We start from the raw sequence: 15,396 nt of genomic DNA on the forward strand, positions 1-15,396 counted from the left end.
CCTCCTTATAGCCTTTATGCTAAAATCCCACCTTTTTGCTTATAGGATAGAATCCCTTCAGCCGCTCGATAAGATAATGCCCCAACTGTGCCGGTAGGATTATAGCCGCTATTATGCGCGAACGCTGTAGCTCCAACAACAAAGACATTCTCAGCATCCCACATTTGCAAATAATTATTTACGGCAGATGTGGCTGGGTCTGCTCCCATAATGATACCGCCTGTGTTATGGGTCGATTGATAGGTGGTAATATCATACGGACCCAGTTCGTCCAAAGTATCAATATGGTCTGCACCCATTTCTTTCATAATTTCTACACAACGTTCAGATAAAAACTTGGCTAACTGGCGATCTTGCTCTTCAAAATCATAGGTGATCCGAACTAACGGATCGCCAAATTCATCCTTGTATGTAGGATCAAGGTCAAGAAAATGATGCTTAAATGGCATGCTTGCGCCTTGTCCGCCAACGGATAGAACACGATTGGCATATTTGACCGAATTTGCTTTAAACTCTTTACCCCATGTCGGAGTACCTCGTGGAACCTTATTATTTGAAATCGGACGAAAACCGGTTTGAGAAATGGCAATTGAGCCTCCATGAATAAAATTAAGATTGGAGTGATCAAAGTTATCGCCATTATAATCATCCAACGTCATGCCAAGTGCACCTGCGCCAGCAAAAGTATTAAATTCTTCCTTTTCAAAGAAGCCAGTCGCATTTCCTTTTTGAACTTGATAGGCGTAATTTTTCCCGATCACCCCTGCCCCTGTTGTTGGGTCATATGGACGGCCAATACCCGATTGTAACAATAACCGAACATTATTAAAAACATAACTTGTTAACACAACAATATCGGCGGGCTGTTCAATCTCTTCTCCCGTTGTCGTATCCACATACATGACTCCGGTTGCTTTGTTCCCAGTTTTCAACACGCGTCTCACATTGGAGTGCGTGCGAATTTCAAATTTCCCTGTCTTTTTGGCAACTGGAATTACGGTCACAACAGGATCCGCTTTTGCTCCATATTCACAGCCAAATCTTTCACAATAGGCACAATATTGACAGGCTGCACGCGCTACCCCATCCGGATTTGTATAAGCTTCGGAAAGATTTCCGGAAGGCCGATTATAGGGATGGAGTTTTAAGTTGGTTGCTGCCTTTCTAAATTTCTCAAGTGCTGGTGTTGTTTTCATCGGCGGTGTTGGATACGGACTGGACCTTTTCCCGGCAAGAGGGTTTTCTTCCCCTGAAATCCCCGCCATTTTTTCAAATTTATCAAAATAAGGCTCCATTTCATCATAGGTAATGCCCCAATCTTGAATGGTCATATCCTTAGGAATCTTTTTTTCACCATATCGTTCTATGGTTTTGCTGCGAATTTCAAAATCGTAAGGAAAGAAGCGGTATGTTTGCCCGTTCCAATGAACGCCCGCACCCCCTAGGCCATCACCCAATATAAAGGAACCATATTGCCGCATTGGCAGAGCCCTGAGTTTTTCATTTCCTCTGAACGTAATCGTCTCCTTCGAAAGATTCTGCATCAGGTCGTACCTTAAGGCATAACGAAGTTCATCGTGTACCATAAAATAATCCTCAGTTTTTCGTTCTTTCCCTCTTTCCAATCCGACACAATTCAAGCCTTGTTTCGTCAGTTCGGCCGCGATAATCCCGCCAGCCCATCCAACGCCAACGATAACAACATCAACTTTTGGTAATTTCTTTGCCACTTCATTCACCTCATTCATATTCGATTTCGTACAATATCCCTATGTACTATTAATGTCCTAGGTGGTCCTTTAAACTTTTTGGAGGTATCACCTTAAATTCTTTATCAATGATTTCATAGTAGGTCATTTGACTGCCTGGATAATTCCGCATTTTCCAGCCATCCATGTTTCGATTTCCGCTGTACAATGGATCACTATAGGCACCCTCTAACGTACTGCTCCTCAGCATATTAAAAAAGCCGCTTGGAGAAATCGTGGTAAGGGTAACCTTGTCCTCTGCAAAATCGGTTAAAACATCGTCTTGCTCTTCTTCACTTAGTTCTACAAAATTCTTTTTATACTTGGTTAGACTGTGATTTTGCAATTCTCGTAAACCAATATCGAATAATTCACGTCGTCTAAGCCGACCTTGATAACCTTGGACTTTCTCACCTTTGAAGAAGGGCGGTTGCATGTATTCCCTTGCATTGAAGCCCCAGTCACCGCTCAATTGATGATCGATAAAATAGGGAACACCTAAATCTTTCGCTCCTGGACCATTATCATCGGAAGGAAAAATACGCTCCGTTGCGGCTTCTACCATTCTGAATTGCTCTTGAGTAAAATACATCAATGCCTGAGTATAGTTTTCAGCCACCTGCGGGTTTTTAACATCTAGATTATTCGTTGTTTTGTCTTTAAATGGAAGTAAACTGCCTAATGCACCGCCTACAGCCAATCCGCCAACCGCAATACCAGAACTCTTGAGGAATTTTCGGCGTGACAGCGATTCTTTCTTTTCCTGTTGGTTGGAGTTATCTGCCATAAAATCCACCTCCTACATTTTAAGGATAGATTTCCCCAAAAAAATCCATTCATACATAAAAGTATGTTGGGCATAATAACGCAAAATCTATTATTTAGAGGTGGAAAATAATGAAAAAAATTTGGAAAAATGCGGCCTTTGTTTGTGCAGCCTTATTCCTTACTGCATGCTCAGGTCAACAGAATATGATGGATGAATCCGTTAAAGCAGAAGAAGGTCAGCATGAAACGCATAGTGCTCATCAAACAAGCGTCTATGATAAAAGTGTTTCAACCAGAAATATGAATGATGGCTTAATTATTCCTAGTGAAAACGGGGAAAAAAGGCAGACAACAGATGAACATGGGGGAACCTCTCATGGGGCGGGAACAGATGTATACAGCATGATTGGAAGTTCAGGTTTGAATGATGGCGGGATTTCATCTCATCTTGAATCAAGATTGGGCGGTGAAGGTATCACTGGGATTAAGGTGTTTGTTTTAGATGACACGGTCATTCTTGCAAGAGCAACCCCAGAGGTGACTTCCAATCAATATGATTCTATGCAGGAGCATGTCCTCAATGGTGTAGATGGAATGTCTAGAAAAGACCAAAACAAAAAAGATACTGCTAATATGAACAATACAGCTGCTCAAGATGTGGATGATAACCTGGATAAAGCAAAAAGTTATATGACCAAGGTCTTCAATGGTAATGTCCAAACACTAACGGTAACAAATCCGCAAGCAGTTGTCCTAATTGAAAAGATTAAAAACAATTTAAAAGCGGACTCCGTTCCATATGATACCGTTTCACAAGATATTATCACACTCGTAAAAATGACGAGGGAAAAATAAGAGGTTGGGAAAAGTGCTAAAATGACTGCGTTTTTCTAAGTTTGTATTATTAAAAAGGCTGTGTTATTATTCATTGTTGATTTTCGTGTAGGGTTGATCATTCATAGGCGGAGAATTTCCGGCTATTGTAGATAAAGGAACCTAAAGAAGCCGATATAAGCGGAAATATTCCGGTTAACTGCTTTAAATAAGACAAAATCCAATGATCTGGATACCATAAGCGGAAAAACTCCGCTTATTATGAAGGAAATAGGGGGATTTCCCAATTTAAACGGAAATTCTCCACTTATTTTCCAAACACAGTAAAATCAGCATTCAGCTTTAACACTGCCATTAAATAAAAACGAGTGTTTCACGGTTTTCTTGACTCCGATGAAACACTCGTTTAATAAACCTCATTCTTCCTTTTCCAACCCTACTCCTGACTGCTACGATAATTCAAACCCCGCTTGATAATATAGCTAATCGGTTCTTCGATAGTCGTGATGATTTTAACGTTTGGAGTGATTTGTTGAATTCTTTCTAGGACTTGTTCTTTTATATAGGCATTGTAGTGAAAAACGCCGCCTTGCAAAATTAATTCAAAATCGTCGTGCTCGGTACCAACTTTTACAATTGCTGTTTTTAGTAGGATTATCAATTCATTCACTGCATAATCTAAAATTCGTTTACTAACTGCATCACCTAATCGATAGGCTTCATCCACTACAGCGGCAAGGGCTCCAACATCGTCAACAGAATAGGAATCACTATAAGTCCAATTATATAAATCATCAATTTTATCGAAACTAAATTTATCCAATATAAGCCGAGACAAAAGCGTTTCTTCTCCACGTCCATCCTGCATTTTCAGGACAGACTGAATAGCTTGTTTTCCAATCCAATAGCCGCTTCCTTCATCACCGACTCGGTGTCCCCATCCGCCAGATCTAACAATTCGTTTGTTCCCATCATGAGCGTACACAATTGAGCCTGTTCCGGCAATTAAGAGGATGCCAGCTTTATCTTGGGTAGCTCCTAATAGGGCGGATAGGCAATCATTTTCTACTACTAAACTTCTAATCTCGATAAACAATTCATTAACTGCACTCTGTACCACACCTTCTACGACTTTTTCATCCTTTGCCGTGTCAATTCCAGCTAGTGCAAATACTGCTTTTTCGACATCTACCAAACCGCCAGCATCATGAAAGGCGGCAAGAATGGCTTCAATTAACGCCCCTTTGGCAGCTTCCACCCCTACTACCTGATAATTAGAAGCCCCTGCTTTACCTTCGCCAAGGACGTTTCCGTCTTCATTCACAAGGACAGCCAATGTTTTCGTCCCGCCTCCATCGACCGCAAGCAGTTTGATGGGGTTCTTATTCATGCGCTCCAGTCCATTTCGTAATAATCTCCTTTACCTTTCTTGCAGACGAGGTAAGGTGATCTTGTCTTTCATTTAACCAATTTGCTAACTCTTTCTGTTCCTGTAATCGAACTTTGATTGTTTTTTCCATCCTGCTTGGGCTTGGTCCGCCTTGTAGGTCACGGATTTGAACAAAGTATTCAGGGCTTAAGCATTGTAGTAATTCTTCTTCCGTTAAAACAGATTCCTTGCCTGCCACTTTTTTTGATTGCTCATTCAAAAGTTCCAGGGTTAATGATTCTAATGAAGTTTTTCCATTTTTCATTAATTCCTTCACTGTTGAACTTACAACATGGTGAGCCTGACGGAAGGATAGATGATCTTTTCTGACAATGGTATCGGCCAATTCAGTCACGTTCGCAAAGCTTTCTTTTGCTCTTTTCAGAAGGGTTTCTTTATTGACTTCCATCGTGAGTAAAACTGACGTTAATAAATCATAAATGCCGCCAAGTCTTTCAATTGCCTTCCAGATATACGGCTGCATATCATCTTCTGTGTCAACAATATCTCCAAATGGAGTATTATGGACCATGAGTAAGACTGTTTGGCAATCTCCTGCTACACTAGATAAAAGAGCTCTCATATGTTCGATCGAAACAGGATTTCTTTTTTGCGGCATTATGGAACTAATTTGTACATATGGTGCGGAAAGAAGAAATGCACCATACTCCTGTGTCCCCCATAATAAGAAGTCTTGCATGGATCTTCCTAAATTTAGTGCGGATAACTGAACAGCAGTCGCTGTCTCGGCTATATAATCCGCACCTGCAACCGCATCCCAGGCATTATCAATCATGTCCTCGAAGCCAAGGAGTTCTTTCATACGTTCCCGATTAATCGGAAACCCCGAAGTTGTTAAGGCTGCTGCTCCCATACTGCTGCGATTCACCGTTTTATAGGCTGCTTGAAGTCGATAGATATCACGTGTAAGCATATCGGTCATCGCATTTAAATAATGACTCAATGTGGTTGGCTGCGCCTGTTGAGTATGCGTATATCCAATCATCACCGTATCTTTATGCTCGTCGGTCAATTCGATAAGGCCCTCACGAAGGTTTAACGCCTTTTCTACCAATAATAAAAGTTTATTCCGTAATGTCATACGGTAAATGGCAATCCCCATATCATTTCGGCTTCTTGCTATATGAAGGTTACCAGCAATATCCCCTGCATCTTCGATTAAAGAATGCTCCACTTCAAAAAATAAATCCTCAAACTCACCAGTGTAGCTTCTTCTTTTGACATCTTCCATATCTAAGTTAGAAACTGCTTTCGCAATTTTTTCTGATTCTTCTTTTCCAACAAGCCCTTGTTCTACAAGCATGATTAAATGGGCATGATGAATTTCCACCATTGAGTCAATAAATTGTTGCTTTGCTTCATCATAGGCTGGTTCAAGTACCATGGATGTATAGGTTTTAGAAGGAAAAGTTGTCCCTTCTTTTTTTAAGACTTGCTCACGAAGTGAGATTTTCACATTGGTCCATCCCTTCTGTCTCTTATTATTCAAGCCATTTTTTGATTAAATCATTCATATTTGCTGTTGCTTTATCAACAATTTTCTTCCCTTTTTCATAGGAGATTTGTTGAATAAGCCCTGTATAACCATCCCAAGCTTTTGGAGTGCCCTCAACAAGAATGTATGGGTAGGAGGAAAGTGGCGGCACCTCTTTAAACTCTTCATCCTCAACGATTACATGTACCAAATCTGGCCGAAACGCTTTAACTGCAGACATTTCATATGGTCCTCCATGTCCTCTTCCTTTTGTACCTTCAAAGCCAATTTCTTCTGCAGCATCGATCGCAACCATTTGCCACCAGTTCACTAATAAGAAGCTTGCATCCGGATGCTTGACTGTTACATATTCCGCTACTGTTCGAGAAACACCCATATTGCCATCATGGGCATTTAATAAAATTATTTTCTTAATGCCTTGTTCAATAATACCCATCGTAATATCAATCAAGTATTCGTGAATAATGCTTGGTCGAATCGGAATGGTCCCTTTATATTTGTTGGTTTTTCCAGGACAGGCTGTATAAGGAACCGTTGGGAACACGGCACCCCCTAAGCTCGGATCAATCAAATTCGCAAAACCTTCTGCTAAAACAATATCCGTACCTAAAGGAGAATGTGGACCGTGATACTCAAAGCTCCCTAATGGAACAACAGCAAATGTTGCCTGCGCAAGCGATTGTAGGTCTCTTCCATGAACATCACATGCTTTCAATGAGATCCCCCCCCTTTTAAATGGCTGATCCTGCTTTTCCATCTGTTATTTTTTGCGAAACAAAAAGTACTATAATAATCAGAATGATTTGCAGCACACCGTATGCGCAAGCTGTTCCGAATTGGAAGGCGTACATTTTTTGGAAAATCGCAACAGATAACGGCATAGTTGAGGTACTATAAATTAAGATGGAGGCAACAAATTCCCCTATCCCTTGAACCAAAGCCAGCAAGGTTCCTGCGAGAATACCCGAGAAGGCCATTGGAACAACCACTCTTCTAAACGTGTACCACCAATTTGCACCTAAGCTTCGTGCCGCTTCCTCTATAGATTCATCCATTTGCATCAATGCTGCGGAGGTCGAACGGAAAATAAGTGGTAAATGCCGGACAAAATACGCTAATGGTAAAATCCAAAAAGTACCAATTAAGACTTGATTAAAGCTGAATACACTAGGTTCACTAAATGCAGCAATTAAGTTAACCGCTACAACGGTACCAGGAAGTGCCCATGGAACCATGATTAAAATATCCAGTAAGGCTTTTCCTTTAAACCTCGTACGTACCATGGCATAGGCAGCCGCCACACCGAACAAAATATTTCCGGCTGTTGCCACAAAACTCATCTGTAAACTGTTCCATATTGGACGCCATGTTCGCTCATCCGTAAATAAATCAATATAGTGCTGCAATGTATAAGCAGTTGGAATCACTTGAACCGTCCATTCCCCGTCTACGGAAAAAGAAATCAGGACAAGAACAAGGATTGGAAGCATTAATATAATGACTCCTATAAATGAAAGAAACATAGACATGTATTTTGCAAATTTGGATCGTAATTCGGTACGATGAACACTGATTCCCTTACTTTGATTTTGATAGTTTCGACGTCCTTGGTACCATCTCATCATAATTAAGAAGGAAATCGAAACAATCGAAAGAATAGTAGATTGTGTTGCTGCCATATCAAGACTTCCATTTGTACGAGATAAGTAGATTTGCATCGTCATCGTTCGCTCAACACCAAACATCAACGGTGCTGTGTATGACGCCATTGAAATCATAAACACAAGTAAGGAAGATGCGATTAACGCCGGAGTTAACATAGGCAGGATAACCTTTAACCAAATGCGAATTCTTCCTGACCCAAGGCTTGTTGCTGCTTCTTCCAAGGAAGGATCGAGACCTTTAATCGCTGCTGCTGCAGTTAGATAAAAGTACGTGTACATGGTGAACGTATGAACAACGATTACACCCATAACACCTTTTAATGAGAACGGTACTTTTTCGAGATCAAATAATACCTGAAATGCCCTTGGGATAATACCGCTTTCTCCATAGAGAAAGGTAAAAGATAACACACCTACAAGCGGAGGCAATGCCATCGGTACCAGAATTAGGACGGACAGCAGTTTTCTTCCTGGAAACTCGTATCGTTCCATTAAAAAAGCCATGGTGACACCAACAATAGCACAGGTAATCACACTGATGACCGAAATATATACACTTGTCCAAAGCGCTTCAAGGTTGGCAGTACTGGTTAAACCAAAAAAGCGTTGGTAATTTTCGAGAGTTCCTTCTTCTTCACCGACTACACTTTGAAGAAAGGTTTGGTAAAATGGATAAATAACATACGCTAAAAGGACTAAAAACAGTGGTGAAATTAAAACATAGACAAAATATTTTGAACGTGTCAGCCGAGACCACCAGTTATCGTGCACGGCCGTACTTTGATTTGCACTCATTCTTTCACATCCTATTCGCCAATTAAGTAGATCCCTTTTTCAGGTACGTGAAGGGTAATAGAATCACCGCGCTTAAGGATTTCATTTCCTTTATTGATAATCATGACCTTCATGATGTTAGAGCCTACTTTAACAACATAATTGATACTTACCCCGGTAAATTCCACAAATTGAACTGTGCCTGTCACCTGATTAGGACCGGTTCCCTCATACACCGTTTCAGGACGAATCGAAACTTTAATAGATTCTCCTACCTTTAGCTTTTTTCCATTTGCAGATTGTGTCATACTTCCTTGAACGAAGATGTCGTCATCCAATTTCACCTTGACGGCATCAGCTTTGACTTCAACGACTTCAGCTTCAAGGATATTTGATTCTCCAATAAAGGAAGCAACAAAATGATTTGTAGGTAGGTTATAAATTTCTTGCGGTGTGCCAATTTGTTGTACGACTCCTTCCTTCATAACCATAATTCGATCGGACATCGTCATGGCTTCTGTCTGATCGTGGGTAACATATATAGTCGTCACACCTAGTTCAACTTGAAGTCTTTTAATCTCTAATCTCGTTTCCTCACGCAATTTCGCATCTAAGTTGGACAGCGGTTCATCCAGAAGGAGAATATCTGGTTCAATGACTAAAGCACGAGCTAAGGCAACACGCTGCTGTTGACCACCTGAAAGCTCATTGATTTTACGAGTTCCATATTTTTCTAGATGAACAAGCTTTTGAGCACGTTCGACTTTTTCTTTTATAACCGCTTTTGACATTTTACGAACTTCAAGACCGAATGCAATATTTTCAAAGACAGTCATATGAGGAAAAAGGGCATAGTTTTGAAAGACCATTCCAATATTTCGTTTATTAGGTTGTAAAGTAGTGACATCCTTGTTATCAAAAAGGATCTTCCCTTTTGACGGATAATAGAATCCCGCAATCATCCGTAATGTCGTTGTTTTTCCACATCCTGACGGACCTAAAAAGGTAAAAAACTCTCCAGGTTTCACATCGATATCAACGTTTTCTACTCCAATGGCGGTTCCAAACATTTTACTAACGTGGTCAAGCCTTACACTTTTCAACACAAACACCTCGCTGTTCTTAAAAATAAGCCAAAAAGAAAAGCCTTTATTAGGGCTTATTCTTTTACAAAGTAAGAAGGTATTTTATGCCTTCCAACCTTGTAAAAGAGGGTGAAAAAACTCCTTCACCCCTTTTATGGTAATCTATTAATTTTTACCTTTAATATTTTCATCCCAATGCTGCATCCACTCTGCTTCTTTTTCAGCCATTACTTCCCAGTCAAGGTCTAATGCCTTAAAGTCAAGCTCTTGATACCAATCAGGCATTGAAGCCTTGTCTATATCTGTACGAGTAGGAATTTGGAATAAATCTTTAGCTAATGTTGTACGAGTTTCTGGATCAAACAAGAATTCATAGAATAATTTTGCGTTTTCCAGGTTTTTTGCATCTTTAACAAGACCAACAGCATCTACTAAAATTGGTGCTCCACTTTCTGGATACACGAAATCAAATGGTTGGTTGTGCTGATTTTTTTGAATAAGAATATCTTGTAGATTCCAAAGAGAAATCGAACCTTCTTGACGTGCAAGCTTTAAGTATAGGTTTGTTGGGTCTTGCGCATATTCTTTTGTATTGGCGTCAAGCTTTTTAAGCCACTCATAACCCTTTTCAGGAGTATCTGCACCTTGTGCATGAATCATCGCAGAATAGATAGTTCTCATTGTTCCAGATGCTAACACACCACGGATGATGATTTGGTCTTTCCACTTCGAATCAAGTAGGTCATCCCAATCTTGTGGAGCCTCGTCTTTCTTAAGCATGTCGGAGTTGTACATAATTACTTCTGGCAGAAGCATTTCACCATACCAACGACCTTCAGAATCCTTATGTTCTGGCAAAATACTTGCATCAAAGCTTGGCTTAAACGCTTCTAACAAATCTTCATTTGCTGCTGTCATAAATGCAGATTGAGTTCCACCCCACCAAAAGTCAGCTTGAGGATTCGCCTTTTCACCACGAACACGTTCAAGGACTTGTTGTGCTCCCATGGTTAATACATCAACCTGAACATCAGGGTATTTTTCATTGAACATTTCAACCACTTTGTCTACAATCGTTTGGTCACGAGCGGTATAAATAACAAGGTTACCACTAGGTTCAACTGTTTCTTCTTTTTTCCCATCATCATTATTTTTCACAGGTTTTTCCCCGCCTGAGGAACTGTTCGAACATGCTGAAACGAAAAGCATCAGTACAGCTAGCAAGAACACCAATAAATTTTTCTTCTTAAACATACTACTCCCCCTATAAATGAAATTTTATTTATTCTTAAAGCAGGCGAACATTACCCACTAAGAACCAAAGTAAAAACATCCATCTCATAAATTTCCTATAACACCTATTTCAAAATACTATCGTATTCTCGCAGGAACAAAGAAACAGCTCCTAAAACTCCTGCATTTTCCCATAATTGTGAACGATAGATTTCTACTGAACTAGGCAGGTATTGATGAACAATTTTTTGTAATCTTGGAAGAATGAAATCAGCGGATTTCATCACTCCTCCGTCAAGAATAATAACCTCTGGATTTAATAGAGTAGCAGCATTGATCATTCCATAGGCTAAATGTTCGATTGCGTCTTCCACAACAGAAAGAGCGGTAACATCTCCTGTTTTCGCTAACGAGAAAGCCTGCTCACCCGTCAACTCCGTTTCTGCAGCTTCTGCATATAAAGGATGACTCTTGTTTTGCTGGACAAGCTGTGTAAATTTTCTCCCAATTGCTTTTCCACCAGCAACACTTTCAAGATATCCATATCGATGGAAAATAGGTTTAAACTCATTTTTCATATCATTTTTATCTGTAACCATATATCCTAGCTCCCCTGACGCATAAGAAGATCCTCGATATAGCTGATTATGAATAATAATTCCACTGCCAATCCCTGTCCCCACGGATATAAACAGTACATTCTCTTTATTTTTAGCCCTGCCTAGCCATTGTTCTCCAAGAACGGCTACATTGACATCATTATCAACATATATAGGGAAGGAAAAGAATCGTTCAGCTTCTGTCAAAAACGGATAACGAACCCACCTTAAGCTTGGAGCTTCAACAACAACCCCTGTTTTCGTTTCTGTAATACCTGGTACTCCTACTCCCATGCCGAGAATCAAACTTTTATCCAACTGATTACTTAGAATCATCACGTGTACTTCTTTTTGAATTTGTTTAAATAACCCATTTTCTAAATGTTTCCTAGTATGAAAGCTGCTTGCACAAATAATCGTTCCCCCAAGATCAGAAATGACGGTTTTTACTTTGGTGCCACCGATATCCACCCCGATGACATAGGCAGCCTTTTCATTAAAATAAAGATGAATAGGTCTCCTGCCACCCTGTGAAGAGGATTCTCCTATGCCTCTTTCATGAACCCATTTCTCTCTTACTAATTCATCGACCAGTAGGGAAACGGTTGGCTTACTAAATAGAACCTTTTCCGCGATTTCAGCTCTAGAAATAGGTTGATGATTTTTTATACATTGCAAAACAATCTTTTTATTATTCATCCGTATTTCTGCATTAGATAGTTTCTTATTCATAAACATCACGGCCTTAATTCTTTTTGTTAGTTAGTAAGTTTAACTAATTCAACTACACTATACCTTAATTTGGAAACGTCTACAATACACAATTTCAAAAATTTTGATAATTAAGATTAATTAGGTAGAAATGGTGTAAAACCTAATAACTTAAAGCTGTATGAATAATGGTACCTAATACTTTTTAACCCCTCCCATAGGCCTATCACCAAATATTAGATAGTCATTTGGTAATATTTACAATATTCAGAAAGGTAATATAATCATAGTTGTAATTGCTTTTGTCTCATTAGTTAGTAATCCTAACTAACTAAAATACATAAATGAAAGGAGAATTGGATAGATTAATTCAGTTAATAATGAAAGGGGTTTCAAAAATTGAGAAAACTTTTCTGTTTATTAATGTCCATTCTATTACTTGCTTCCCTACTACCTCCAATTAGTCTTGCACAAGAACAAAGTGAAGCTGATGTTGAGCTTTGGAATGTTGTTAAACCTCTAGATACTACCATTACTTTCTTAAACACAGGAGCACATCCAGACGATGAACGAAGTGATTTACTTGCCTATTTATCCCGTGGATTAGGTGTTAAAACAGCTAGTTTAATTGCTAACCGTGGTGAAGGTGGTCAAAATGCCATTGGAAATGAGTTAGGGAATGCCCTTGGAATTATTCGCTCCAATGAAATGATTGAAGCAGCCAAGATAAATGGTGTTAAAGCCTATCATTTAAGTGAAACAACATCTGATGCGATCTATGATTTTGGTTTTTCAAAATCACCTGATGAAACTCTTGAAAAATGGGGAGAAGAAGTTACGTACGAACGCCTAATCAAATTTATTAGAACCTATCAACCGGATATTGTAATGCCTTCTTTCGAAAATGTTGACAGCCAACACGGACACCATCGATTGATGGCTGTTTTATCAGAAAAAGCATTTAAAGATGCTGCTGATCCAAATGTTTACCCTGAACAATTGGAAAATGGCTTAGAGCCTTGGCAAATCAAAAAATTTTATTTACCTGCTAATGCTGGAACTGCCACAACATCAATTGAAATTGGTGACTTAGATCCTATTTACGGAATGAGTTACCCACAACTTGGTGAAGCATCTAGGTATCTGCACAAGAGCCAAGGAATGGGAAATGATATTCCAGTAGCACCTAGACAATCACATCTTAAATTAATTGAATCAGCCGTACAAACAGATTCCGATGATCTTTTTGCTGGAGTTCCTTATGACTTCAACGCATGGGCAGATATTATTCCTGCTTCGAACATAAGCGAGCAGTTGGATACATTACAAGACCAATTAGAAGGCATTATTAAGCTGTATCCAAACCGTGAATCAATTTTACCTGAGTCACAAAAGGCGTTAGGGGCTGTACAAAAATTAATAGCTAGCACAAACTCAGCGAAATTGGATGCTAGTGTTAAGAATGACTTGCTCCACAAGCTCGAACTAAAAGCAGAACAACTGCAACAGGTAAGTTTCGTTTCTTCCAGCCTTGCTGTTGATATCGAAATCGGTTCCTATGTATTGACTCAAGGTGAAAAAACTCAAGTGGCTGTTAAGGTTACAAATGAAGGAAAGGAGAAAATCCAACACATCGAAGCAGCTTTACTTACTCCTGAAAATTGGAAACATGAAGGTGTAAATCAAGTAAAGCATCTGAAGCCAGGTGAATCAAAGACTGTTACCTTTAATGTCACCGTTCCTTCTGATGCAGAATATTACCAACCCTATGGCGAGGCTGTCATCAAGACGCAACTAACATTTAAGGAAAACGGTGTGAAAACAACTTCTGTCATCGATTTAGACAATACAGTGAGTGTACTTCCTGAATTAGGTGTTACACCTGACCCAGTGAATATTACTGTTAACACGGCGGATGTACAAGATGAAATTCCGGTCACCGTTAAAGTGAAAAATTACGAAAATGGTTCTAAAAACGCTACGATTTCTTTAAATCTTCCTGAAGACTGGGCTAGTCAACCAACAGCAGCAGAAGTTAACTTTTCAGAAAGATATGAAGAGAAAGAAGTATCGTTCACGTTAGTTCCACCTGCTGAAGTTGCGGATGGTAATTTCACAATCGCAGCGATTGCAGAAGCAGATAGTAAGACATTTGATACTACCGTACAAGAAATTAAATATGACCACATTAATGACTCTTACTTAATGTATCCATCTAACATAAATGGTGTGGCATTTGAGTTATTAAAACCAGATAATCTGAAGGTTGGTTATATTGACAGCGGCTTTGATACGATTGCGGATTCATTACAAAATGCTGGTTTTGATATTACGAAGATTACACCTGAAGATCTAGCAGCTAGTGATCTTTCACAATATGATACAATCGTTGCTGGAATCAGGTCAACACTGGGAAGACCAGATGTATTGCAAAATAACGCACGTTTGCTAGAATATGTGGAAAACGGCGGACATTTAGTTATGCAGTATGTTACTTCTGGGGATCCATGGAATAAAGGTGCATTCACACCTCCATATCCATTAGAAATAGGATCACCTTCCATTCGTGTCCGTGTAACAGATGAAAATGCTACGGTTACCGTTACTCAACCTGAACATGAACTCTTTAACCAGCCAAATAAGATTAACGATACTGACTGGGATGGATGGGTACAAGAAAGAGCTCTCTACTTCCCAACAGCATGGGATGCTAACTATCAAACATTTGTCTCCATGGCAGACCCTGGTGAAGCTCCATTCAACAGCGGGATTTTAATGGCTGAATACGGTGAAGGAACTTTCCTATACACCAACCTTGTATTCTACCGTCAAATCAATGCCCAAGTTCCAGGAGGATATCGAATTTTCACAAACTTAATCAGTTATGGATTAAATAACTAAGATCATTTAACGAGAGGTCTTTACCAAAACTATGTGAAAGCAATAGTATTGGTGGACCTCTTCCTTCAATAAAACTTTAAATTTAAAAAATGACGTGCGCAATTTACGTCATTTTCTTTATTCCTATCAATGGA

At 39.5% G+C, this 15,396-nt stretch carries 11 protein-coding genes; 2 read left to right on the forward strand and 9 right to left on the reverse strand.

Going from position 1 to position 15,396, the window contains the following annotated elements; all coding sequences use genetic code 11:
* Positions 1 to 14: 14 nt before the first annotated feature.
* Complete coding sequence (locus MLOOGBEN_RS18605; RefSeq protein WP_179159780.1) at positions 15 to 1,730, reverse strand: GMC family oxidoreductase; 1,716 nt, start codon at positions 1,728 to 1,730, stop codon at positions 15 to 17.
* A 49-nt stretch (positions 1,731 to 1,779) separates the two neighbouring features.
* On the reverse strand, positions 1,780 to 2,535 hold the full coding sequence (locus MLOOGBEN_RS18610) for a gluconate 2-dehydrogenase subunit 3 family protein (protein WP_179159781.1): 756 nt from the start codon (positions 2,533 to 2,535) through the stop codon (positions 1,780 to 1,782).
* Between the two features lie 110 nt (positions 2,536 to 2,645).
* Here MLOOGBEN_RS18610 and MLOOGBEN_RS18615 point away from each other — a divergent pair, with 110 nt between their 5' ends.
* Entirely contained in the window at positions 2,646 to 3,371 is a 726-nt protein-coding gene (locus tag MLOOGBEN_RS18615; protein WP_179159782.1) for a hypothetical protein, read from the forward strand.
* 415 nt (positions 3,372 to 3,786) lie between these two features.
* Here MLOOGBEN_RS18615 and MLOOGBEN_RS18620 read toward each other — a convergent pair whose 3' ends face one another.
* The 7 genes from MLOOGBEN_RS18620 to MLOOGBEN_RS18650 form a co-directional block, all read right to left on the reverse strand.
* The gene (locus tag MLOOGBEN_RS18620; protein WP_179159783.1) at positions 3,787 to 4,740 is read right to left on the reverse strand and encodes an N-acetylglucosamine kinase; all 954 of its coding nucleotides are present in this window, start codon (positions 4,738 to 4,740) and stop codon (positions 3,787 to 3,789) included.
* A complete protein-coding gene (gene argH, locus MLOOGBEN_RS18625; RefSeq protein WP_179159784.1) occupies positions 4,733 to 6,256 on the reverse strand; it encodes an argininosuccinate lyase in 1,524 nt (507 codons plus the stop codon). Before argH ends, MLOOGBEN_RS18620 begins: the two co-directional genes overlap by 8 nt.
* Before the next feature lie 25 nt (positions 6,257 to 6,281).
* Entirely contained in the window at positions 6,282 to 7,010 is a 729-nt protein-coding gene (locus MLOOGBEN_RS18630; protein WP_179159785.1) for a creatininase family protein, read from the reverse strand.
* Between the two features lie 16 nt (positions 7,011 to 7,026).
* On the reverse strand, positions 7,027 to 8,754 hold the full coding sequence (locus MLOOGBEN_RS18635) for an ABC transporter permease (RefSeq protein WP_179159786.1): 1,728 nt from the start codon (positions 8,752 to 8,754) through the stop codon (positions 7,027 to 7,029).
* Positions 8,755 to 8,765: 11 nt separating this feature from the next.
* A complete protein-coding gene (locus MLOOGBEN_RS18640) occupies positions 8,766 to 9,836 on the reverse strand; it encodes an ABC transporter ATP-binding protein (RefSeq protein ID WP_095246779.1) in 1,071 nt (356 codons plus the stop codon).
* Between the two features lie 147 nt (positions 9,837 to 9,983).
* Complete coding sequence (locus MLOOGBEN_RS18645) at positions 9,984 to 11,072, reverse strand: extracellular solute-binding protein (protein WP_179159787.1); 1,089 nt, start codon at positions 11,070 to 11,072, stop codon at positions 9,984 to 9,986.
* Positions 11,073 to 11,176: 104 nt separating this feature from the next.
* Entirely contained in the window at positions 11,177 to 12,382 is a 1,206-nt protein-coding gene (locus MLOOGBEN_RS18650) for an ROK family transcriptional regulator (RefSeq protein WP_179159788.1), read from the reverse strand.
* Positions 12,383 to 12,760: 378 nt separating this feature from the next.
* Between MLOOGBEN_RS18650 and MLOOGBEN_RS18655 the strand changes: the two genes are divergently transcribed.
* Positions 12,761 to 15,262 (forward strand): PIG-L family deacetylase, encoded by a 2,502-nt coding sequence (locus tag MLOOGBEN_RS18655; RefSeq protein WP_179159789.1) that lies wholly within the window; start codon positions 12,761 to 12,763, stop codon positions 15,260 to 15,262.
* Positions 15,263 to 15,396 lie beyond the last annotated feature (134 nt).

The sequence above is a fragment of the Bacillus sp. EB106-08-02-XG196 genome, from assembly GCF_013396335.1.
Lineage (GTDB): Bacteria > Bacillota > Bacilli > Bacillales > Cytobacillaceae > Neobacillus.